The organism is Terrabacter sp. 05T424 (assembly GCF_056396225.1).
In genome coordinates, this window is record NZ_JBFTLB010000004.1 from 114,815 (window position 1) to 137,442 (window position 22,628).

The following is a 22,628-nucleotide window of genomic DNA, read 5'->3' on the forward strand; positions in this document are numbered from 1 at the left end:
GTGCGCTCATGGTGAAAGTTGCCAACGATCCGGGCCCTGCAGAGGGTGACTTGCCAGCGGCACGTCCACTCGTCGACGGTGTCGGCTCCTTCGGGGTCGACGGCGGCGCCGCGCGCTCCGACGGCGACGTGGCACCCGAACGCGTCCACGACGTCCCCGTCGACGGCGAGGCCGAGATGTCCGGCATCTCGCTGCGACTCATCGCCGGGCTCGCGGCGACGGCCCACGGGTCGGTCCGCGCCGACCCCGCGCGACTCGACGTCACGGTCGACAGCACCGCCCCGCTGCGCACTGCCCTGCGCGACGCCACGGCCGGCATACGGCTGACCCACCGGCTCGTCCTCGCCGACGCCGCAGCCCTCGCCGAGCACGGGCGCGGCCTCCATGACGTCTTCACCGCCCTCGAGCAGGCCTCGGCCGCCGGCGTCGTCGTGTCAGGGCTCACCGGGCGCGCCGCGACGTCGGTCCGGACCGCCGCAGAGGCGACCGGGCTGCCGCTCATCGAGGTGCCGCTCGACCACATCGCGACCTTCACCACCGAGGTGCTGACCGCGATCCTCGAGCACCAGACGGCGGTCCTGCGCCGGCTCGAGGACGCCGACCGCGCCCTCGTGCAGATCGTGCTGGCCGGCGGGTCTCTCGACGCCCTCTGCGAGCAGGTGGTCGGTTTCCTCGACGGGGCCGTCATGGTGACGACCACCGACGGCCGGGTCATCGCCCGCGCCGGCTCCGATCGCGAGCTCGAGCACGCCGTGGGCCTCGAGTGCTTCGACCGCACCGGGCGGCTGCTCACCGAGAACGAGCCGATGGGTCCGCGGCCCGACGGCCCGACCGCCAACCGCGCCGCCGTGCGCATCGTGGCCGGACACCTCGACCACGGCGTGCTCATCGCGTTCTGCAGCCACCGGCGGCTGACCGTCGACGACGTGCGTTTGCTGGAACGGGCCGCCACCGTCGCCGCGCTCGCCATCACCAAGGACCAGGCCGTCTCGGCGGTCGAGAGCAAGTACCGCGCCGAGTTCCTCCGCGACGCCCTGGCCGGCCGCGCCGGGTCGCCTGCTGAGGCGGTCGCCCACGCGAGCTCGCTCGGCTGGGACATCAACCGCCCGATGGTCGTCGTGGTGGCCGAGACCGACGAGGACGACGACCGCTCGACGCGTGACGGCGACGAGGTTCGTTTCCTCCAGCAACGCTTCGCCCGTGCCTGGACCCACGCCGTCACGGTGCGCGACGCCCGCTCCCCCGTCATGGGGTTCAGCCGCGAGGTCGTGGCCCTCGTCGGGGTGCCGCCGCAGGCCGACACCGACCAGGTCATGCGCGTCGTCGGCGAGTACGTCCGCGTCGTCCGGGGTGACGGCGGCGGCGGCCGGCGCAGCTTCTCAGCGGGCGTCTCGCGGCCGTTCGTGTCCGTCGCAGCCCTGCCCCAGGCGTACGACGAGGCCCTCTCTGCGGTCACGGTCGGGCGCCAGATGCACGGCGACGGCGCCCTCACGCACGTCGACGGCCTCGGCATCTACCGCCTGCTCGCGCTCATCCCCGACGGCGCCGACCTGCGGCGGTTCGTCTCCGAGTCGCTGCGTGAGCTGGCCACCGACGAGTCACCGGAGTATGCCGGCCTGCGCGAGACGCTCGGCGTGCTCCTCGACACCAACCTCAACGTCGCCGAGACGGCCCGGCTGCTCTTCTTCCACTACAACACCCTGCGCTACCGCATCGGCAAGCTGGAGAAGCTCCTCGGGCCGTTCACGACCGACCCCGACCTGCGGCTGACGCTCGCCCTTGCACTCAAGATCCACCAAATGCGCGGTATATGACCTCGCCAGAGCCGCGAAAAGCCAGCAGTTCCAGCTTTTTCCGGTGGCGGGCGCCCAGCGGGAATACCGCATTCGGTGGCGCCTCGCAGGGCGCGGGGCGTGCCTTCACTTCGGGGAGTCCCGAAAAGGAAGAAACTTCTGGCTTGTGCCGCTGCACTGGCTCTCAGCGCCGGCGGACTGGTCGCCGGAGCCGCGAGTGCCGGCGCAGATCCGGGCCTTCTTCGACTCCGGGTCGCAGGAGCAACCCCCGTTCTTCGTCGACGGCCCCTCCGTCGGGATGGACGTGCAGTCGCCCGGTCGACAGGCCTTCCTGACCTACCGGCTGCCGGCCGGCACCTACGTGCTCGCCTGCTTCGTCGCAGACGACGTGACCGGTATGCCGCACCTGCTGATGGGAATGCACAAGGTGGTGACCCTGAAGTAGGGCACCCGTGAGGGCAGCCCGTCCGCCGCGGGCGGACGGACTGCTCCCTCGATCAACGGGGTGGCGTCACCGGCGCAGCAGTGACGGGGCACTCACTTTCCGACGAGCACGCTGACCGAGGTGTTGCCCGTGCAGTCCGGGATCTCGCGGATCGCCCACCTGCCGCGTAGTCCGTTGCCGGCGAAGTTCGACTCGGCGTCGCGGTCCTCCACCTCACCCTCCGACGGGGTCCACCCGCGCGTGGAGTAGGCGGACTGCATGTCGGCGAGGGTCTGCTCGAACGGCTTCGGCGAGACGGCCGTGACCACGGTGCGGCCGGCCGTGCGTGCCTGGACGTCCGTCACGACGTAGCCCTGGGGCACCGCGGCCTGCGCCGGGAACGCGGCGGGCACGGCGACGGCGGTGGCGTCCTTGGCGCAGACGAGCGGCGCCAGAGTCTGGCCCGCCGGAGGCTCGGCCATCGCCGACGCCAGCTCGTCGGACCCGCAACCGCCCAGCAGTGCAGCGCTGCCCACCGCGAGCGCCACGGCCACGGCCCTGGAGCGCAACCGCAGCGCCGGCGTACGCCTCATCGGGTCACCTGCGTCTGGCGCCGGTTGTCGGACTCGTCGGACTCGCGGATGCGGCCGTCCGGGTCGACGGCGACGAGCACGGTGTGCGTGCCCTTGCCGAGCCGCACACCCGGGAACGTCACGGAGCTCGAGCGCCCGGCAGCGAGGTCGACGGGGGCGGAGGTCGCGACGTTCACGCCGTCGACGAACAGGCGGCTGGTGACGCCGGAGGCGGCGGCCTTGCCGGAGTTCGTGACCGTCGTGGATGCGGCGTACAGCCCGCCGGCCTTCGCGACGGAGAGCGTCGTGGGGGCCAGGTTGGGCAGGGCGTCGTTGGCGGCATACAAGGTGTTGCCGGTCTGCTGACGCGCGATGGTGGCGTAGGCGTCGAAGTTCTGGACACCCCCGGGCTGCGTGCACGCCCCGGTGCAGCCGTCTGCGTAGCCGACCTCGACGCGGCCGGTCCGGTCGACCGTGGCGTCCATGAAGTCGAGCAGGTTGCGGTCGTTGCCGCAGGTCGTCCCGCCGGTGCAGATCGAGCCGCGCTGCACCGGGTCGCTCGGGGTCGTGTCGACGGTGGCCCAGCTCTTGCCGCCGTCGTACGTCGTGGACACGTACAGGTGCCAGTCGCCCTTGAACGCGGCGGCGTCCTGGTAGTTGCCGGGCGTCGTGCTGCCGATGAAGGCGAACGAGGCGCGGTCGTCGTCGCCGGCCACCACGGCCGGGAACACGGTGTTGTGGACGCCGAGGCTAGCGCCGACGTTCTGGTCGTCGGTCCACGTCGTGCCCTTGTCACGGCTGACCGCGACGCGCGGTGTGCCGTCGGCTGCCTGGTAGCCCATGTAGACGGTGCCCTTGGCGCCGATGCCGACGCTCGGGTCGGAGTCGCCCGCGGTGCTCGCCGGGTCCTTGCGCACCGACCACGTCGTGCCGCCGTCCTCGGAGACGGCGACGGCCTGGTTGCCGCCGCACGACTTGTTCGGCACGTAGACGGTGCCGTCGTTCGGGGCGACCTTGACGTGGCCGTGCAGACCGCCGCAGTCGAGGAGGGAGTACATCGGGACGGCAGGGCCGAACGTCGTGCCGCCGTCGTGGCTCGAGGCGCAGTTCGCGTCGGCGACGTCCTGGCTGCAGTAGTAGACGGCGTTCGCGTAGGTGGAGGTGGGCAGTGCTCCGACGCCGTTCGCAGAGTACGGGCCGCCACCGACGGTCTGGTGGTCGACGCCGGAGTTGAGGCCGCCTCCCTGGCTCGGCGACCACGTGCTGCCCTCGTCGTCGGAGTAGCACATCAGCGAGGTCTTGCCGGCGAGCTGGCTCTCGAAGACCCGTCCGGTGGTCGGGTCGGTGAAGCCGATGGGGTCGAGCGACGTCGAGCCGCCCGAGGCGCAGCCCCTGGCCGGGTTCGCCGAGACGTCCGTCCAAGTGACCTTCGAGGGCGTGGTGCTGTCGTCCCACGTCGCGCGGTAGGTGTCGTAGAGCGCCTGGTAGAAGCTGGCGTTCGTCTTGTGGCTGCTCCCCAGCGATGGCTCACCGGCGTCGTGGGCGCGAGCGAACGACTCCGGGGCGCCGTACTGGCTGAACGTGGGCGGTGTGGCCGTGCTCGGTGCCGGGTTGGCGGGGACATCGGTGAGGGTGGCCGTGCCGGAGACCGACTCGCCGAGCGGGGAGAAGGGCACGACCCTCACGGTGTAGTCACCGCTCGTGGGGGGCGCGACGATGACCTCGGGGTCAGAGCTCGAGGCGGCGGACGCGACCACTGCACCACTCTGGTCGAGCAGGTAGATGTCGAAGTCGGCGGCGGCGTTGCCCCACCCGACCTTGACGGTCAGCTGGTGGGTGTCGCCGTAGCCGGCCGGTGTCGACACGTGCAGGGCGAAGTCGTCACACAGCTGGGGTCCACAGCTGACGTCGCCTGTCGTGCCCGTGGCGTTCGGCACGGCGAACGGGCCTGCGGCCCACTGCGTGGTCGTGCTCGTGTCGGACAGCGACGCCGAGGCCGGCGTGGCCGCGAGGGCAGGGCCCGCGACGCCGACAGCCACGACCAGGGCGGCGGCGCCCACCAGCAGGGTCTGGGGGCGGGGGCGGTTGGTGCTAGGCCAGATCTTCAGCATGTTGACTGCTCCTGAACAGGGAGAGAACGAGACACCCCCGAGGTGTCCGGTCGACGGACGCGGCACCCCGTGACACCACGTGACGCCACCCGGTCCAACGACGCGCGAGCCCGCGGCGCTACGTCCCGGCGGGTCAAGAGTCGGTCAGGAGACGCTGGGACTCGGCTGGACGTTCGCTGGGCGACGAACCGCATGCTGCTGGAGAAACGGGACAACCCGGACACACGGCATACGTCATCTAGTGCCAGTGGCACGCCGTCGGCGTGTATCAACGTTTGACGAACGCAATCCCCTGTTGTGGGAGTAGTTTTCGCCCATCCCGGAGTGGGACGTGACCCGCATCACCAGGTGCGGCAACAATAGGAGTCGGAATGGCTTTGGGCTTGGGCTGGAAACTTCACGGGGACGGCAGAACGATGGGCCCCGACGATGTCGTCGCTCCCGACGAGCGTCTGTCCTGGGGCAAGACGGTGGGCCTCGGCGCCCAGCACGTCGTGGCGATGTTCGGGGCGACCTTCGTCTTCCCGCTCGTCATGGGCCTCAACCCGCAACTCGCGATCCTGATGAGCGGCATCGCGACCATCTGCTTCCTGCTCATCGTCAACGGCAAGGTGCCGAGCTACCTCGGCACGTCGGCGAGCTTCGTCGGCGGTGTCGCGGCGATCCGCGCGCAGGGCGGCACGTCGCAGCAGGTCACGGGCGCGATCCTCGTCTCGGGCCTCGTGTTGGCGCTCGTCGGCATCACGATCCACTTCCTCGGGTCGTCGATCCTGCACAAGGTGCTGCCGCCGGTCGTGACGGGCGCCGTCGTCATGCTCATCGGCTTCAACCTCGCACCGGTGGTCGCCGGCATCTACTGGCCGCAGGACCAGTGGGTCGCGATCCTCGTCATGCTCTTCACGATCATCTGTGCCGTCGCCTTCAAGGGCTTCATCTCGCGCATCGCGGTCTTCCTCGCGCTGATCTTCGGCTTCGTCATCTCGTGGATCTTCGACAAGGCCTTCGGCCAGATCACGAGCTTCGACGCCGGCGCCGGCAAGGTCACGACGCACTTCCGCACCAACTTCGACAACCTCGCCGCGTCACCCTGGTTCGGCTTCCCGCCCTCGACGGGCGACATCGGCCCTGACGGCAAGGCTCTCGTCGGCGTCCACCTGCCGTCGTTCTCCGTCGCGGCGATCCTGCTCGTGCTTCCGGCCGTCATCGCGCTCATCGCCGAGAACACCGGACACGTCAAGGCCGTCGCCGAGATGACGAAGACCGACCTCGACCCGTACATGGGCCGCGCCATCGCCGCGGACGGCATCGGCACGATGATCGCCACCTCCGTCGGTGGCTCCCCGACGACCACCTACGCCGAGAACATCGGCGTCATGGCGGCAACGCGCGTCTACTCGACGGCGGCGTACTACGTGGCCGCCGCAGTCGCGATCCTCTTCGGCCTCTCGCCGAAGTTCGGCGCGCTCGTCTCGTCGGTGCCCGGTGGGGTGCTGGGCGGCATCACGGTCGTGCTCTACGGCATGATCGGCCTGCTCGGCGCGAAGATCTGGAAGGAGAACGGGGTCGACTTCGGCAACCCGATCAACCTCGTTCCGGTCGCCGCCGGCATCATCATCGGCATCGGCAACGTCGAGCTGAAGTTCACCGACAGCTTCACCCTCGGTGGCATCGCCCTCGGCACGATCGTCGCCGTCGGCGCCTACCACCTCGCCCGTTCGGTCGCGCCGGAGGAGCTGCGACTACGAGCAGACGCGGCGGGGGGCACGATGATCGCGCTCGGCAAGGCGGAGTACGGCGACAGCGACGGCATCGACGACCTCTACCAGGACGAGCCGAACGGCCCCGACCTGCGCCGCCGCTGACCGCAGCCAGCACGACGCACTGCACGTCGCCGTGGGCCCTCGACGCCGAGTCGGGGGCCCACGGCAGTTCCGGGCAAGAGTTGCCAAAAGCGCACGGTCAGCGATGCACAACCATCACTAGTACGTAGCCGGATCGGAAGGCAGGATCAGTTCGGTGAAGCCCGCCCCCTTCGAGCACCACGCTCCCCTCAGCGTCGAGGAAGCCGTCGCCGTCCTGACCGAGGTCGGCCACGACGGCAAGGTCCTCGCGGGTGGGCAGAGCCTGATCCCGATCCTCAACATGCGCCTGGCCTCGCCGGCCCACCTCGTCGACATCAACCGCGTCGCGGGCCTCGACGGCATCGAGGTGACCCCCGGGGCCGTACGCGTCGGCGCCCTCGTGCGCCACGCCGGCCTCGAGCGGTCCGAGGAGGCGTATGCCGCCCTCCCCCTCCTGCGTCAGGCGCTCGTCAACGTCGCCCACCCGGCGATCCGCAACCGCGGCACCACGGTCGGCTCCATCGCGCACGCCGACGCCGCCGGCGAGATGCCCGCGATCCTCGCCCTCACCGAGGGCGTCGTCGAGGTCGCCGGGCCTGCTGGTTCGCGCGAGGTCCCCTGGGGCGACTTCTTCCTGGGCGCGCTTGAGACCTCCCTCGCGGCCGAGGAGCTCGCCGTCGCGGTGCGCTTCCGCCGTTTCGCCGCCGGCACGGGGACGGCGTTCGTCGAGGCCGCCCGTCGACACGGTGACTACGCCATGGCCGGCGTCGGCGTGGCCGTGACGGTGAGCGACGGCGTCGTGTCCGGCGCTCGCGCCTCGTTCGTCTCCGTCACCGACGTGCCTTCGGTGCTCGACCTCGGGCCCGCTCTCGACGGCGTCGAGCCGTTCAGCAGCGGGTGGGGGGCGGCCGTCGACGCCGCTGCCGAGCTCGTGCACGCGCACGTCGACCCCGAGGGCGACATCCACGCCACCGCCGAGTACCGCCGCATGCTCGTCACCGAGCTGACCCGCCGGGTCCTCCCCGGCGCCGTGGAGCAAAGTGCCCACTCGACTGGACACGGCCCCACCACCCCGTCGAGTGCCCAGTTCCCGACGGACACACCCCCGTCGAGTGCTCAGTTCCCGACGCAGGAAAGTGCCCACTCGACCGATTCAGGAAGGCAGTCATGACCGACACCGCCAGCGAGACGCTCCACGACGTGACGGTCACGGTCAACGGCATACGCCGGTCGGCCCGGGTGCCTGCGCGACGCCTGCTCTCCGACTTCCTGCGCCACGACCTCGAGCTCACCGGCACGCACGTCGGCTGCGAGCACGGCGTCTGCGGCGCCTGCACCGTGCTCGTCGACGGCGCCCCGATGCGCTCGTGCCTGATGTTCGCGGTCACCGCGCAGGACCACACGATCACCACCGTCGAGGGGCTGTGCACGGCGCCCGACGCCCGCGTGGCCCCGACCGGCGAGTCGATGAACCCGGTGCAGCAGGCGTTCGCCGAGTGCCACGGGCTCCAGTGCGGCTTCTGCACGCCGGGCTTCCTCACCACCGTCACGGCCTACCTCGACGAGAACCCGGCTCCGACGAGCGAGCAGGCGCGCGAGGCGATCTCGGGCAACCTCTGCCGCTGCACCGGCTACCAGAACATCGTCAAGAGCGTGCTCCGTGCGGCCGAGATCAAGGCCGAGCGAGCCGACGAGGAGGTCGAGGAGCGCTCATGACGACGCAGATGTTCGGTGCGCCGATCAAGCGCAAGGAGGACCCGCGCCTCGTCACCGGGGGCGGCCGCTACCTCGACGACCTCGGCAACGACGCGCTCGCCGCCGCCTTCGTGCGCAGCCCGCACGCCCACGCCCGCATCGTCGACATCGACGCGTCCGACGCCATCGACATCGAGGGCGTCGTCGGCATCTACGTGCACGAGGACCTGCCGGGCCGGGTCGGCGAGCCGCTGCCGCTGCTCATCCCGCACCCGACCCTGACCCACGGCCGCACCGGCTACGCGCTCGCCCGCGACGAGGTCAACCACGTCGGTGAGCCCATCGCGATGGTGGTCGCGACCGACCGCTACGTCGCCGAGGACGCGTGCCAGCGCATCCGCGTCACCTACGAGCAGCTGCCCGTCGTCGTCGGAATCGAGGCCTCCCGCTACGGCGAGCGGCTCGTCCACGACGACGTGCCCGGCAACGTCGCGGCGCACATGCTCCAGGAGGTCGGCGACGTCGAGGCCGCGCTGGCGTCGGCGCCGCACACCCTGACCCTCGCGCTCGACATCGAGCGCAGCGCCTGCATGCCGATGGAGGGCAAGGGCGTCTATGCCCGCTGGGACCGCGAGCGCGGCGAGCTGCGGATGTACTCCTCCACCCAGACCTCGACCGGCGTGCGAGCCGCCGTCGCGGCCAAGCTCGACCTGCCACTGGCCAAGGTCGAGTGCATCGCCCCCGACGTGGGCGGCGGCTTCGGCGTCAAGATCATGCACCCGTGGCCCGAGGAGGTGCTGGTCCCTTGGGCGGCAAAGCTGATCGGCCAGCCCGTCAAGTGGACCGAGGACCGCCGCGAGCACTTCATCAGTTCGGCGCACGAGCGTGGCCAGCTGCAGCAGGTGACCGTCGGCTTCGACGACGACGGCCGCGTGCTCGGTCTCGACGTGCGGTTCTGGCACGACAACGGCGCCTACACCCCCTACGGCATCATCGTCCCGATCATTACCTCGACCCAGCTGCTCGGGCCCTACAAGCCTGGCGCCTACCGCGTCGAGTTCTGGTCGCTATACACGAACACCGTTCTCGTGACGCCCTATCGGGGCGCCGGTCGCCCGCAGGGCTGCTTCGCGATGGAGCGCACGATGGACGCCATCGCCGACCAGCTCGGCCTCGACCGCGCCGAGGTGCGCTCGCGCAACTTCATCCTCCCGAGCGACATGCCCTACGACCACGGCCTGCTCTTCCAGGACGGCCGACCGTTGAAGTACGACTCCGGCGACTTCCCGGCGAGCCTGGCCAAGCTCAAGTCGCTCGTCGGGTGGGACGACTTCGCCGAGCACCGCCGGCAGGCGGAGGCCGAGGGGCGCAAGGTCGGGCTCGGAATCGGTTGCTACGTCGAGGGAACCGGCGTCGGCCCCTACGAGGGCGGCCACATCCAGGTCGAGACGAGCGGCCGGGTCAACGTGTCCACCGGGCTCACCTCACAGGGCCAGGGCCACGAGACCGTCTTCGCGCAGATCGTCGCCGAGGAGCTCGGCGTTCGCCTCGAGGACGTCCACGTCACCACCGGTGACACACGCAAGATGCCGTATGCCGTGGGCACCTTCGCGTCGCGGGCAGCCGTCATGAGCGGCAGCGCCATCGCGCTCGCGACCCGCAAGGTCCGCGAGAAGGCCCTGCGCATCGCCGCCGACGCCCTCGAGGTCTCTCCCGACGACCTCGAGATCGTCGAGGGCACGGTGCGCGTCAAGGGGGCCCCGACGACGTCGATGAGCCTCGGCACCGTGTCGGTGCTGTCCAACCCGCTCCGCTACGCCTTCGACGAGGCGTCCAAGGCGGCAACGCAGTTCGCCGGTAGCACCGACCTGAGCAAGCCGCCCGTCGCCGAGGGCGAGGAGCCGGGGCTCGAGGGCAAGGGCTTCTACTCGCCCCCGCAGGCGACCTTCGCCAACGGCATGCACGCCGCGATCGTCGAGACCGACCCGGTCACGGCCGAGATCAAGATCCTCCGCTACTGCGTCATCCACGACTGCGGCACGATGATCAACCCGATGATCGTCGAGGGCCAGGTGCACGGCGGCGTCGCGCAGGGCGTCGGCGGGGCGCTCTACGAGCGGATGGCCTACGACGAGTCCGGGCAGCTGCTCAACGCGAGCTTCATGGACTTCCTCATGCCCTACGCCTCCGAGGTGCCGACCATCGAGGCCGACCACCTCGAGACGCCGTCACCGCTGAACCCGTTGGGCATCAAGGGTGCCGGCGAGGCCGGTTGCATCCCGGTGACCGCCGTCATCGCCTCCGCCATCGAGGACGCCGAGGGCTTCCCGATCACCCGCATGCCCATCTCACCCAACGACCTGTGGGAGCTGCGCCGCCGTCACGCCTCCGGCGAGATCCCGTCGCTGCACCGCAACCCGAGCACCCCCAGCACCCCGAGCAATGCCAGCACGCCCAGCACGCCCAGCACGCCCAGCACGTCACCGAAGGAGCCGACGTCATGAAGATCTCCGGATCCGCGACCCTCGCGTCCGAACCCCAGCAGGTCTGGGACGCCTTCCACGACCCGGCCGTCCTCGCCCGCTGCCTCCCCGGCTGCGAGCGCCTCACCGAGGTCGGACCCGACCACTACGCCATGACCGTGACCGCGGGCGTGGCCGCGATCAAGGGCACCTACGACGGCGAGGTCTCGCTGCGCGACCCGCAGCACCCCGACTCCTTCACGATGAAGGCGTCCGGTGCCGGGGCGCCCGGCACCGTCGACGCCGACGTCGTCGTGCGGCTCGCGCCCGGCGCCTCGGGCGGCACCGACCTCACCTACGACGCCGACGCCGCGGTGGGTGGCGTCATCGGCGGGGTCGGGCAGCGCATGCTCGCCGGCGTCACGAAGAAGATGGCCGGACAGTTCTTCTCGGCCGTCGACGCCGACATCGCCGGCGCCCGGCCGGCCGTCGCAGCTGCTCCCAGCGGCACCGTCGCCGGCGCGCCCGCGGCAGCAAACGGCATACCTGGTGGGGCCGTCGCCGCCCAGCCGAGCGGCACGGGAACCGTGTATGCCGGCCGGCCCGCCCCCGCCGAGGCGTCCAGAGTTCGCGACTACGCCCTCGGGGTCGTCACCGGGGGCGTGGTCGCGGTCGTCGGCGTGCTCGTCGGCTGGGCGATCGGGAGGGGCTGACGATGCGCGCCTTCACCGCCGCCGCCGCCCAGGTGGCCCCCGTGCCCGAGAAGCTCTCGCACGAGACGATCCAGGCCAACATCGAGGCCTGCGTCGAGATGACGCGCCGCTGCGTCGAGGCCACCCGTGCCGAGCTCGTCGTGCTGCCCGAGACCGCGACGACCGGCTTCACGCCCGGCTGCTCCAAGGAGGAGCTCTGGGACCTCGTCACCGAGCTGCCCGGTGCGATGACCGAGCCGTTCCAGGCGGCCGCCCGCGAGCTCGGCGTGCACCTCTGCGTCGGCACCTACGAGCGGGGGCCCGAACGCGGCATCGTCTACAACTCGTCGGTGCTCATCGACCCGAAGGGCGAGGTGCTCGGCGTCTACCGCAAGACGCACCCGTTCTGCTCCGAGATCGTCAGCGGCGGCGGCTGGGTCACCCCGGGCGACACCGTCACGGTGTGCGACACCGACCTCGGCCGCATCGGCATGATCATCTGCTTCGACGGCGACTACCCGGAGCTCTCGCGCATCCAGGCGGTGCAGGGCGCCGAGGTGATCTGCCGCCCGTCGGCGCTGCTGCGCTCGGCCGACATCTGGGACCTCACCTCGCGGGCCCGCGCCTACGACAACCACGTCTACGTCATCGGCGCCAACGCGGTCGGTCAGGACCCGGCCGGGGTGCTCTACTTCGGCAACTCGCACATCGTGACCCCGGTCGGCCACATCGTGGCCAAGGCGGCGACGCACCCGGGCTGGGTCACGGCCCGCCTCGACCCGGCGGAGGCGCTCGCGTCGCTGACGCCGGGCTCGAACGTCGGCCAGGCATTCGACCACCTGCGCGACCGCAATCTCGACCTCATCCGCAACCACCGGGCCGAGCTCGAGGGCGCGGCCGAGACGCCGTTCCCGCACGCGCCGATCCATCGCGGCGAGGCCGGCTGAGTCTGCGACGGAGGAAAATGGGCACTCGACTGTGTGGGAGGCACGATCTTCCCGAGGGAGACCCGTCCTCCCCCGTCGAGTGCTCAGTTCCCGACGCAGGAAACTGAGCACTGGACTGGATGGGAGGGGACCACCCAGACACGACGGGACCGAACCTCCCCGTCGAGTGCTCAGTTCCCGACGCCGCCCTCACGTCGAGTGCTCAGTTCCTGACGCAGGAGAGTGAGCACTCGACTGGGTTCAGGGAGTGGGTGGTTCGCTGCTCTCGAAACGGCGGAGCAGCTCACGGATGGCTGCCATCTCCTCGGCGAGCGCATGCCGGCCCGCCCGCGTGATGGTCACCCAGGTGCGGGGGCGCTTGCCGGCATACCCCTTCTCGACGTGCACGAGCCCGCTGCCGGCGAGCACCTCGATGTGCCGTCCGAGATTGCCGTCGGTGAGGTCGAGCATCGACTTGAGATAGGTGAAGTCTGCCCGCTCGGTCTCAGCAAGAACCGCGAGGATGCCGAGTCGTGCCTTCTGGTGCACGACGTCGTTGAGCCCGCTCGTCGGGTGCGGGGCCTCGTCGACCGAGGCGTCACCCGCAGTCACGACGTCACCGGGTCGCGCGCGGCTCGACCCTCTCCGCTCGTGCGCCACTGCCGGAGGCCGACACCGATGAGCAAGATCCCCAGCGCTGCCATGACGACGAGGTCGGCCTGGACGATGGCGTCGACCGACACGGAGTCCGACAGCCCGACGAGCCGAACCAGGTCGCCGAAGCGGTTGGTGAAGAACCCGAGGTGCGCGAGCGTCACTACCACTCCGAAGACGACAACCCACACGGCAAGCCGCGGGTCGCGGCGGCGCCGCGCGATGATCAGCAGCGCGAGGCCGATGAACGCCGTCGGCGCCATGAACCCGACGATGCCGAACATCCCCACGAAGCCGAACGGCGAGAACGGCAGCCCGAAGGTCGCCAGGACGAAGAGCCCGACGCCGCCGGCGACCCACGCGCCGGCGCCGGCACCCGCACCCACACGTCGGCTGCGCACCGCGAACCAGATGCCGATGACCACAAGTCCGACGGCACCGACGACGGCCCAGTAGTTGTCGGCGAGCTGCTGGAACCAGAGCTCGGCGTCGGCGGAGTCCCTGGACTGTCCGGGCCCGAGGTCCGAGAAGAGGACGTTCTGTTGGATGTGGGACACGGCGGCGTAGCCGATGGTGAGGACACCGAGAACGAGTAGTGGGATGGCGAGGCCCCGGGCGTCGGCTCTGGCGGCTCGTCGCACGCCCTCGGTGCGCTCGAGGAGGCGGCGCGCCTCGTCGGGGTCGAGCCCGGCGGATGGTGCTGGTGAAGCGGAGTTGCCCGAGACGTCCATACCGTGCCCCCTGCGGTCGCGGCGCCCTCACGCGCCCAGTGCCTTCACTCTGCATTGCAGAGTGGTCGCCAGTCAAGAGTACTCTCTGGCCAAGACCGATAGAGAGAACGCTCGGCACGCCAGCCACCCGGACGGAGCGTTCTCTCGATCGGAGGTGGGGATCGAAACTGCGAGTTCGTACGCGAGCCGCGGGCGGCGCTGGGAGACTGGGAGGCGCGCTCTCCGGAGCTCCCGGGGGCAGCCTGTGCATCGGGGGGGTTCACCATGCAAGGTCGGACACGTCGCGCTCCGAGGACGCAGCGATGGAGGCGGTGACCTCGACCGACCCCTCTGGTCGCACCGCTCCGGGGCGGTTCCTCATGGTTGCCATCGATGCCGGCGGCACGCTGCCACCGATGTTGGGGGTCGCCGCCGAGCTGGTGAGGCGCGGGCACCAGGTGCTGGTGCTCGCCGACCCCACCGCCGAGGACGTGGCCCGGACGGCCGGGTGCGACTACACGCCTTGGCAGACGGCGCCCCAAATCGGGTCGGTCGCCGAGCAGACCGCGATGATCTCCGAGTTCGAGACCGGCAACCCGCTGCGACGACTGCGGCGCGTCCGGGAGCGCGTGATCGTCGGGCCGGCAGGCTTCTTCGCCCGTGACGTGCTCGACGCAGCGCATCGTCACGCCGCGGACGCGGTGCTCGTCGAGGGCACGGTGCCCGGCATGGTCATCGGGGCAGAGGCGAGCCGGCTGCCCTTCGCCGCGCTCATGGCGAACATCTATGCGCGGCCCACCCGCGGCCTCCCACCCTTCGGCACCGGCTGGCCACTGGCCCGCAGCCCTGTCGGTCGAGCCCGCAATGCGATGGCCCTCGCGGCCATCCGAAAGGCGTCGGCCGGAATGACCAAGCAGCTCAACGCAGTTCGTGCGGCATACGGCCTCGAACCTGTCAGCGAGCTGCTCGGAATGCTCGACCACGCGAACGCGGTGCTGGTGCTCACGAGCCCGTCCTTCGACTTCACCACGCCCTACCTGCCGGGCAACGTCCGCTACGTCGGCCCGCAGCTCGACGACCCCGGCTGGGCGACGGGCGGGGACGAGGCGTCCGACGACCCCCGGCCCCTCGTGCTCGTGGGTTTGAGCTCCGTCCACCAGGACCAAGCAGACACGCTGGCCCGCATCTGCGCTGCCCTCGGCCGGTTGCCGGTGCGGGGCCTGGTCACGACCGGTCGCGCCGTCGACCCCGAGACCGTCGTCGCGCCGGCGAACGTGCAGGTCGTGCGGGCTGCATCGCACAACGAGGTGCTGCGGCGGGCGGCAGCGGTGGTCACCCACGCCGGACACGGCACGGTCCTGCGCTCGCTCGCCGCCGGAGTCCCTCTCGTCTGCATCCCGATGGGCCGGGACCAGAAGGACGACACCGTACGCGTGATGCGGCTGGGTGCCGGCGTGCGGGTGCGTGCGTCCGCCGCACCCGAGCCGATCGCCGCCGCAGTGCGTCGCGTGCTCGAGGACGGGCAGTATGCCGCAGCGGCCAGACGCTTTGCGGCTGTCCTCGCGGAGGAGGCCCGGACGCGTCCGTCCGCCGCCGACGAGGCAGAGGCGCTGCTCCGGCCGGGCTGACCCGCCCACCTCGCCAGGAGTCAGCGCAGAGCAGCTGCGCGTCGGCCCGATCGACTCGCCCGTCGCCGGCTCAGTCGTCGTGAGGCAGCACGATCGGCGGCGGGGTCGTCGTCGGCTCCGGCCGATCACGCTCGCGGGGATCGCAGCCGAGCAGCACGTGCCGCCAGGTGTCGACGCTCGGCCTCGTTCGTCGCCGTGGCGGCGGCCCGGTCGAGGTGGGCGGCGGCGAGCTCGGACTCGTCGGCCATCTCGAGCAGGTGGCCGCGCACGGCGAGCCAGCGGTGCGAGTCGCCGAGTCGGTCGGCGACCTCGTCGACGACCTCGATGGCGGCCTGCGGCCCGTCGACCATGGCCACGGCGACGGCCCGGTTGAGGGTGACGACCGGGCTGCCGGTGACCTGCTCGAGCAGACCGTAGAGCGTCAGGATCTCGCGCCAGTCCGTGTCGGCCGCGGTCGGCGCACGGTCGTGCACCGCGGCGATCGCGGCCTGCAGCTGGTACTCCCCCACCGCGCCGATCGCCATGGCCCGACCGAGCAGGTCGAGACCCTCCGCCACGAGGTCCGGGTCCCATCTCGTCCGGTCCTGCTCGGGGAGCGGCACGAGGTCGCCCGCGGCGTCCGTGCGCGCCGGAGCCCTCGCCGCGAGAAGGAGCATGAGGGCGAGCAGTCCGAGCGCCTCCGCATCGTCGGGCATGCCGGCGACGAGCAGCCGTGTCAGGCGAATCGCCTCGCGGGAGAGCTCGATCCGCTGCACCGCGTCACCGCGCGTGCTCGCGTAGCCCTCGTTGAAGAGGAGGTAGAGCACGTGCAGCGCGGAGCGCAGCCGGGCGTCACGGTCAGCACCGGACGGCATACGGAAGGGCTCACCCGATGCGCGGATCGCCGCCTTGGCGCGGCTGATCCGCTGCGCCATCGTCGACTCCGGCACGAAAAAGGCGTGCGCGATCTCGGCGGTCGTCAGGCCACCCACGGCGCGCAGCGTCAGTGCGATCGCCGATGCGGGGGTGAGCGCCTGGTGGCAGCAGAGGAAGAGCACCGTGAGGCTGTCGTCCCGGTCGGAGGGGTCGTATGCCGGCACCTCCCACGCGATGACGCGCGCCTCGCGCTCGCGCCGGGCGGCGTCACTGCGCCAGAGGTCGACGAGGCGTCGTGAGGCAGTCGTGACGAGCCAGGCGCGCGGCTCGTCGGGGAGCCCGTCGACTGGCCAGTGGCGTGAGGCCGCGAGCAGGGCCTCCTGGACGGCGTCCTCGGCGGAGTCGAAGTCGCCGAAGCGCCTGCTGACGATGCCGACGACCTGCGGCGCGAGGGTGCGCAGCAGGTCGTCGACCTCGGGTGCTGGACTCAGCGGGTGCCGCCAGCGGTGCGCAGGAACGCGTCCATCTCCTCCGTGTCCGACGGCGCCTGCTCCATCACCTGGCGCACGTGGATCGGCTGCCGGGTCGGGCGGCCCCCACGGCCGGGCACCGCCGACATCCGCGACGCGATCTCGAGGGCGCGCTCCTCCGTGTCGACGTCGACGACCTGGAAGCCGGCCAGCCACTCCTTGAACTCCTGGAACGGCCCGTCGGTGACGACCGGTGCGGCCCCGTCGGAGCGGACGATCTTGGCCAGGTCGGGACCGGTGAGGATCGTCGACGAGACCAGTTCGCCGTTGGCCTCGAGCTCGCCGATCAGCACCCCGTAGTAGTCGAGGTGCGCCTGGACCTCCTCGGGGGTCCAGTCGGACATCGGGGCCGGGTCGTCGCCGGCCTGGAAGTCCACGCCGATGAGGTACTTCGCCATGTCACTTTCTCCTTCGTCGCGTCGTGCCAGCGTGGCACGCTCACCCCTGGGACGGAGCGGAGGGCGCGCGCTCGACGTCGAGAAGGACGCCCGGGGCACAACTGGCGAGGATTGACCCGGAAGCGGACCTCTGTTGGCACCATGTGCCAACGCCGCGAGGTGGGTCCCCCGGGTTGAATCCTCACCATGACAGCAGGCATCCCCGCAGGCCGCCGGATCCGCATCGGCATCGACACGGGCGGCACGTTCACCGACGTCGTCGCGCTCGACGAGGGCTCCGGAGAGCTTGTCACGACGAAGACCCCATCCACCCCGAGCAACCCCGCCGACGGCTTCCTCGCCGGCGTCCGCAAGGTGCTCGACCTGATGGGTGCGACGGGCGACGACATCTCGGCCGTGTCGCACGGCACGACGGTCGCCACCAACAAGCTGCTCGAGGGCAAGGTCGAGGCGCTCGGGTTCATCACGACCGAGGGCTACGAGTTCATCCTCGAGATCGCCCGCCAGGCCGTGCCCGACGGCTACGGCAACTCCTACTTCTGGGTGAAGCCGCCCCGCATCGTCCCCGCCGACTACGTCAAGACCGTGGGCGGCCGGATGGACTTCGAGGGCAACGAGATCCGCCCCTTCGACGAGGACGGCGCCGTGGCCGTCGCGCGCTGGTTCAAGGAGCGCGGCATCACGACGATCGGGGTCTGCCTGCTGCATTCGTACGCCGACGACAGCCACGAGCTCGCCATGCGCGAGGTGCTGCGCCGCGAGCACCCCGAGGCCATCGTCTCGATCAGCTCTGAGGTGCTGCGCGAGTACCGCGAGTACGAGCGCTCCATGACGACCCTCGTCGACGCCGCCGTGAAGCCCAACGTGTCGCGCTACGTCGCGAACATCCACCAGCGGCTCGACGACTTCGTCAGCAGCAGCGAGAAGCTGCCGTTCTACATCATGAAGTCCAACGGCGGCGTGCTCTCGGCCGACGAGGTCGTGCACCAGCCGATCACGACTGTCCTCTCCGGCCCCGCCGCGGGCGCCCTCGGCGCCGGGCTCATCGCCAGCCGCGCCGGCTTCGACAAGGTGCTGACCTGTGACGGCGGTGGCACGTCGACCGACGTCTCCGTCGTGCTCGGCGGCGAGCCGACCCTGACCACCGAGGGCAGCGTCGGCGCCTACCCGAGCAAGATCCCGATGATCGACGTCGTCACCGTCGGTGCCGGTGGCGGCTCCATCGCGTGGGTCTCCCCCGAGGGCTCGCTCAAGGTCGGTCCGCAGTCGGCCGGCGCCGACCCCGGCCCGCTCTGCTACGCCAAGGGCGGCACCGAGCCGACGATCACCGACGCCCACGTCACGCTCGGCCGCATCCCCCCGCACCTGCTCGGCGGCGAGATCCCGCTCGACGTCGACGCCGCCCGCACCGGCGTCCAGGCCCTCGCCGACCGCCTCGGTCTCGACTTCGAGCGGTGCGCCACGGGCATCCTCGAGATCTCGGCGTGGAACCAGGCCAACGCCCTGCGCCAGGTGAGCGTCAAGCGCGGCCTCGACGTGCGCGACTTCATGCTCGCCACCTTCGGCGGGTCGGGCTCGCTGCTCGCCTGCCGCCTCGTCGACATCCTCGGACTCGCCGGCGTCGTCGTGCCTCAGAACCCCGGCAACGTCTCGGCGTTCGGCCTGCTCACCGTCGACGTCAAGAACGACTACGTCCAGACCGCCGTGGCGCGGCACTCGTCGCTCGACCACGCCGCAGTGCAGAAGACGTTCGACGACCTCACCTCGAAGGCCTCGAGCGCCCTTGACGCAGAGGGCTTCCCGGGCGAGGAGCACCGCTACACGCGCACCGTCGACCTGCGCTACTTCGGCCAGGCGTACGAGGTCCGCGTGGCCGCCCCCGAGGGTGAGGTCGACGAGGCGTATGCCGTCGACGTCGCCTCGCGCTTCCACGACGAGCACCGCGCCCTCTACGGCTACGACTTCCGCAGCGACCCCACGCAGCAGGTCGAGTGGGTCAACCTCCGGGTCACCGGCGTCGGACCCATCACCCGCCCGGAGCTGCGCGACCTCGCGAGCGCCGACGTGTCCGGTGTCGCCGACGTCCACGAGCGCGCCCACCGCAGCGTGCGGCCCGTCTGCTTCGACGCCGACGCCGGCTACGTCGACACCGACGTGTGGTGGCGCCCCGACCTGCTCGCCGGCGACTCGGTGCACGGCCCCGCGATCATCGAGGAGTTCGGCTCGACCGTCCCCGTGCACCCCGGCTTCGTCGTCCGCGTCGACACGCTCGGCAACCTCGTCATCACCAAGAGCGCTGCCGCCGACACCGTCACCGCTCAGACCAACACCACGGAGGCCTGAGATGTGCTTCTCCTGCCAGACCGCCGCCACCCGCCTCGCGCCCGTCGACGCCGCCACCGGCTCCCACGGGTCAACGGCCGGCACACCCGGCCACGACGCACCCGCGCCGAACCCTGCAGGGCTCCCCACGGCATACGAGCACGGCAACCGCCTGACGCCCGAGGGCACGTCGGTCGACCCGATCCTCGTCGAGATCGTCGAGGGCACCCTGGCCAGCGTCGAGATGGAGGTCGAGACGGCGATCGCCCGCACCAGCCGGTCGCCCATGATCCGCGACGCGCACGACTTCCGTGCCGGCATCCACGACCGCCAGCTGCGCAAGCTGACCGGGCGCTCCTACAGCGCGCTCGTGCACCCCATCGCCCGGGACTTCCCGCTCGACGAGATGAGCGAGGGCGACGTCTTCTTCCACAACGACGTCTACGAGTCCGAGGGTGGCATCGGCCACCTGCCCGACCTCTGCGTCACGGTGCCGGTCTTCTCCGGCGGCGAGGTCGTCGCGTTCGTCCAGGCGTTCGGCCACCACGACGACATCGGTGGAGCGGTGCCCGGCTCGATGCCGAGCAACGCCCAGACCGTCTTCGAGGAGGGCCTCTCCGTCCCGCCGATCAAGCTGTGGGACAAGGGAGTTCCGAACCAGGCCGCGCTGCGCATCATGACGCGCAACAGCCGCATGCCCGACAGCCTCGCCGCCGACCTCGACGCCGAGTGCTCGGCCTGCCTCATGGGTGCGCGTCGCCTGTCCGAGCTCTTCGAGCGCTACGGCCGCGACACCATCGAGGCGGCGTTCGACGCCATCCTCGACAAGACGACGGAGACCTACCGCCGCGAGATCCTCAGCAAGATCCCCGACGGCACGTACGTCTGGGAGGACTACGCCGAGCACGACGGCGTCGACGAGCCGATGCTGCACACGCAGCGGATCACGCTGACGAAGGTCTCCACCGGTGGCCCCGGCCCCGGCGACGGCGGCCCGAAGCTGATCATCGACTTCACCGGCACCGCCAAGCAGGCCAAGGGCCCGATCAACCACTGCGGCGACTACGTCGGCGGCAACTTCCTCAAGAAGTGGCTCGCGCCGATCCTGCGCAACCTCGCCGACACCCCCGAGCGGATGGCCGAACTCGACGTCAACGAGGGCATCGTGCCGCTCATCGAGATGAAGTTCCCCGAGAAGGGCACCCTGCTCACGCCGATCTACCCGGCGCCGACGAACGCCCGCACCTTTGTCATCCTGCGCCTGCTCGGCGTGCTCGCCGGCGTCGTCGCCAAGGCCGTCGACGGCAAGATGCCCGCCGACCAGGAGACGATCCGCTACACCGGCGTCTACGGCAAGGACCGCGACGGCAACGACTACCTCATGCGCGAGGTGCTCGGCGGCGGCTCGGGCGGGCGCTACTACGCCGACGGCGAGGACACGATCCACGTCGTGCCCGACAGCCGCAACCTGCCGACCGAGTTCACCGAGAGCCGCTTCCCGTTCATCGTCGAGCGCCTCGGCCTCGCCGTCGACTCCGGCGGCGCCGGGCGACACCGCGGCGGCCTCGGCTACGAGAAGCACATCCGGATGCTCAAGGACGCCAACTTCATGTCGATCGCCGACCGGTCGATCCTCGCCTGCTGGGGCGTCAAGGGCGGCAAGGCGGGTCGCCCCTTCGAGGTGACCGTCGACGTCGGCGGTCCCGAGGAGCGCACCGTGGATGCCCTCGCCGACGCCGAGGTCGTCAAGGCCGGCCAGGTCATCCGCATCCGCACGACCGGCGGTGGGGGCTGGGGCGACCCCCTCGAGCGCCCCTACGACGAGGTCGAGCGCGACCTGCGCTGGGGCAAGGTCTCCCTCGACGGCGCCCGACGCGACTACGGCGTCGTCGCGAGCGGCAGCAAGGACGAGCCGTCGATCGACACCGCGGCCTCGGACCAACTGCGTGACGAGCTGCGTGCCGGACGCGCCGCCGAGCGGCCGTTCTTCGACCGCGGCCCCGGCTACGCGACACTCGCAGCCGGCCAGCACGCAGCGGACGTCGACTGGGTGTGAACGATGACCGTCCTCGTGATCGGCGCGACCGGCAAGACCGGTCGCGCCGTCACGCGTGCCCTGGCCTCACGCGGCATCGCCGTCCGCGCTGCCGTGCGGTCCGTCGACAGACAGACCATGGCGTATGCCGCTGGGGCCCAGTCGATCTCGGTCGTTGACCTCGAGACCGGGGCCGGGTTGAACGAGGCGGTCCACCGGGTCGAGGGCGTCTACCACCTGGCGCCGAACGTGCACCCGGACGAGGCCGCCATCGCCGGCCGTGTGGCTTCGGCTGCGGCAGCGGCCGGAGTAGGTCGCTTCGTGTTCCACTCGGTGCTGCACCCGGACGACAGCTCCATGCCGCACCACCTCCGCAAGGGAGAGGCGGAGCGCGTCGTTCGCGCCGTGTTGCCGGGGGCGACAGTGCTGCGCCCGGCCGCCTACCACCAGAACCTCGTCGAGGCCGCCCGCTCAGGCCGGCTCGCCGTCCCCTACTCGCTCGACTCCCCCTTCACCAACGTCGACCTCGACGACGTCGCTGAGGCCGCCGCGCTGGTGCTCACCCGGCACGGGCACGAGGGCGTCACCTACGAGCTGGCCGGGCCCGAGGCCCTCAGCGTGCGCGCCCAGGCCGCCGTGGCCAGCGAGGTGCTCGGCCACCACGTGACGGCCGAGCACATTGCGCTCGAGGACTGGTCGAACGGCCCGGGCGCAACGCTGCCCGAGCAGGCCCGCGCCGACCTGCTCGCGATGTTCACGGCATACGACCGCCATGGTCTCGTCGGCGAGTCCGCCACCCTGGCCCGGCTACTGGGCCGCGACCCGCGCACTTGGGCCGACGTGCTAAGCGCACCCGTCACTGACCGCGCCCTTTGACCGCGCCCCCTGACCTACCTCACCCGAAAAAGACACCGCGACAGTGTGATTCGAAGCTGGCCTCTCCTCGCACCGCAATCGACCAGTGTTGCTCCGGCGCGCCG

Annotated in this window: 18 protein-coding genes; 12 read left to right on the forward strand and 6 right to left on the reverse strand. The window is 71.0% G+C overall.

Translation table 11 applies throughout. From position 1 onward, the window contains the following. The first annotated feature begins 8 nt into the window (after positions 1 to 8). The gene (locus AC1DE0_RS11100; RefSeq protein WP_478100350.1) at positions 9 to 1,814 is read left to right on the forward strand and encodes a helix-turn-helix domain-containing protein; all 1,806 of its coding nucleotides are present in this window, start codon (positions 9 to 11) and stop codon (positions 1,812 to 1,814) included. A gap of 196 nt (positions 1,815 to 2,010) precedes the next feature. Then, positions 2,011 to 2,238 carry a hypothetical protein gene (locus tag AC1DE0_RS11105; protein ID WP_478100354.1) on the forward strand — a complete coding sequence of 76 codons (228 nt, stop codon included), beginning with the start codon at positions 2,011 to 2,013 and terminating at the stop codon, positions 2,236 to 2,238. A 92-nt stretch (positions 2,239 to 2,330) separates the two neighbouring features. Here AC1DE0_RS11105 and AC1DE0_RS11110 read toward each other — a convergent pair whose 3' ends face one another. Next, the gene (locus AC1DE0_RS11110) at positions 2,331 to 2,810 is read right to left on the reverse strand and encodes a hypothetical protein (protein ID WP_478100356.1); all 480 of its coding nucleotides are present in this window, start codon (positions 2,808 to 2,810) and stop codon (positions 2,331 to 2,333) included. Further along, a complete protein-coding gene (locus tag AC1DE0_RS11115; protein WP_478100358.1) occupies positions 2,807 to 4,900 on the reverse strand; it encodes a CARDB domain-containing protein in 2,094 nt (697 codons plus the stop codon). Before AC1DE0_RS11115 ends, AC1DE0_RS11110 begins: the two co-directional genes overlap by 4 nt. A gap of 416 nt (positions 4,901 to 5,316) precedes the next feature. On the opposite strand from AC1DE0_RS11115, the gene AC1DE0_RS11120 reads away from it, so the two are divergent. The 6 genes from AC1DE0_RS11120 to AC1DE0_RS11145 all read left to right on the forward strand — a co-directional run bounded on the left by AC1DE0_RS11120 (position 5,317) and on the right by AC1DE0_RS11145 (position 12,537). Next, entirely contained in the window at positions 5,317 to 6,762 is a 1,446-nt protein-coding gene (locus AC1DE0_RS11120) for a uracil-xanthine permease family protein (RefSeq protein ID WP_478100360.1), read from the forward strand. A gap of 154 nt (positions 6,763 to 6,916) precedes the next feature. Next, complete coding sequence (locus tag AC1DE0_RS11125) at positions 6,917 to 7,912, forward strand: FAD binding domain-containing protein (protein ID WP_478100362.1); 996 nt, start codon at positions 6,917 to 6,919, stop codon at positions 7,910 to 7,912. After that, positions 7,909 to 8,457, forward strand: coding sequence for a (2Fe-2S)-binding protein (locus tag AC1DE0_RS11130; RefSeq protein ID WP_478100364.1), 549 nt, complete (start codon positions 7,909 to 7,911; stop codon positions 8,455 to 8,457). Before AC1DE0_RS11125 ends, AC1DE0_RS11130 begins: the two co-directional genes overlap by 4 nt. Further along, positions 8,454 to 10,940 (forward strand): aerobic carbon-monoxide dehydrogenase large subunit, encoded by a 2,487-nt coding sequence (gene cutA / locus AC1DE0_RS11135; RefSeq protein WP_478100366.1) that lies wholly within the window; start codon positions 8,454 to 8,456, stop codon positions 10,938 to 10,940. The genes AC1DE0_RS11130 and cutA overlap by 4 nt, the downstream gene beginning before the upstream one ends. Next, positions 10,937 to 11,611 carry an SRPBCC family protein gene (locus AC1DE0_RS11140; RefSeq protein ID WP_478100368.1) on the forward strand — a complete coding sequence of 225 codons (675 nt, stop codon included), beginning with the start codon at positions 10,937 to 10,939 and terminating at the stop codon, positions 11,609 to 11,611. The genes cutA and AC1DE0_RS11140 overlap by 4 nt, the downstream gene beginning before the upstream one ends. A 2-nt stretch (positions 11,612 to 11,613) precedes the next feature. Then, the gene (locus AC1DE0_RS11145; RefSeq protein ID WP_478100370.1) at positions 11,614 to 12,537 is read left to right on the forward strand and encodes a carbon-nitrogen hydrolase family protein; all 924 of its coding nucleotides are present in this window, start codon (positions 11,614 to 11,616) and stop codon (positions 12,535 to 12,537) included. Between the two features lie 240 nt (positions 12,538 to 12,777). Here AC1DE0_RS11145 and AC1DE0_RS11150 read toward each other — a convergent pair whose 3' ends face one another. Beyond that, entirely contained in the window at positions 12,778 to 13,128 is a 351-nt protein-coding gene (locus AC1DE0_RS11150) for a winged helix-turn-helix domain-containing protein (RefSeq protein WP_478100373.1), read from the reverse strand. Continuing rightward, positions 13,125 to 13,901 (reverse strand): hypothetical protein, encoded by a 777-nt coding sequence (locus AC1DE0_RS11155; RefSeq protein ID WP_478100375.1) that lies wholly within the window; start codon positions 13,899 to 13,901, stop codon positions 13,125 to 13,127. The genes AC1DE0_RS11150 and AC1DE0_RS11155 overlap by 4 nt, the downstream gene beginning before the upstream one ends. Positions 13,902 to 14,203: 302 nt before the next feature. Between AC1DE0_RS11155 and AC1DE0_RS11160 the strand changes: the two genes are divergently transcribed. Continuing rightward, positions 14,204 to 15,508, forward strand: coding sequence for a nucleotide disphospho-sugar-binding domain-containing protein (locus AC1DE0_RS11160; protein ID WP_478100377.1), 1,305 nt, complete (start codon positions 14,204 to 14,206; stop codon positions 15,506 to 15,508). Between the two features lie 125 nt (positions 15,509 to 15,633). On the opposite strand, the gene AC1DE0_RS11165 is transcribed toward AC1DE0_RS11160, so the two are convergent. Together AC1DE0_RS11165 and AC1DE0_RS11170 are read right to left on the reverse strand one after the other, a co-directional pair. Beyond that, entirely contained in the window at positions 15,634 to 16,854 is a 1,221-nt protein-coding gene (locus tag AC1DE0_RS11165) for an RNA polymerase sigma factor (RefSeq protein ID WP_478100781.1), read from the reverse strand. Beyond that, entirely contained in the window at positions 16,851 to 17,291 is a 441-nt protein-coding gene (locus AC1DE0_RS11170; protein WP_478100379.1) for a YciI family protein, read from the reverse strand. The genes AC1DE0_RS11165 and AC1DE0_RS11170 overlap by 4 nt, the downstream gene beginning before the upstream one ends. A gap of 186 nt (positions 17,292 to 17,477) precedes the next feature. On the opposite strand from AC1DE0_RS11170, the gene AC1DE0_RS11175 reads away from it, so the two are divergent. Genes AC1DE0_RS11175 through AC1DE0_RS11185 form a run of 3 tightly spaced genes read left to right on the forward strand, consistent with a single transcriptional unit; the run spans position 17,478 to position 22,524 of the window. Beyond that, positions 17,478 to 19,634 carry a hydantoinase/oxoprolinase family protein gene (locus AC1DE0_RS11175; RefSeq protein ID WP_478100381.1) on the forward strand — a complete coding sequence of 719 codons (2,157 nt, stop codon included), beginning with the start codon at positions 17,478 to 17,480 and terminating at the stop codon, positions 19,632 to 19,634. Position 19,635: 1 nt separating this feature from the next. Further along, positions 19,636 to 21,669, forward strand: a complete 2,034-nt coding sequence (locus tag AC1DE0_RS11180) for a hydantoinase B/oxoprolinase family protein (protein WP_478100383.1) — start codon at positions 19,636 to 19,638, stop codon at positions 21,667 to 21,669. Positions 21,670 to 21,672: 3 nt separating this feature from the next. Continuing rightward, complete coding sequence (locus AC1DE0_RS11185; RefSeq protein ID WP_478100385.1) at positions 21,673 to 22,524, forward strand: SDR family oxidoreductase; 852 nt, start codon at positions 21,673 to 21,675, stop codon at positions 22,522 to 22,524. The last annotated feature ends 104 nt before the right edge of the window (positions 22,525 to 22,628 follow it).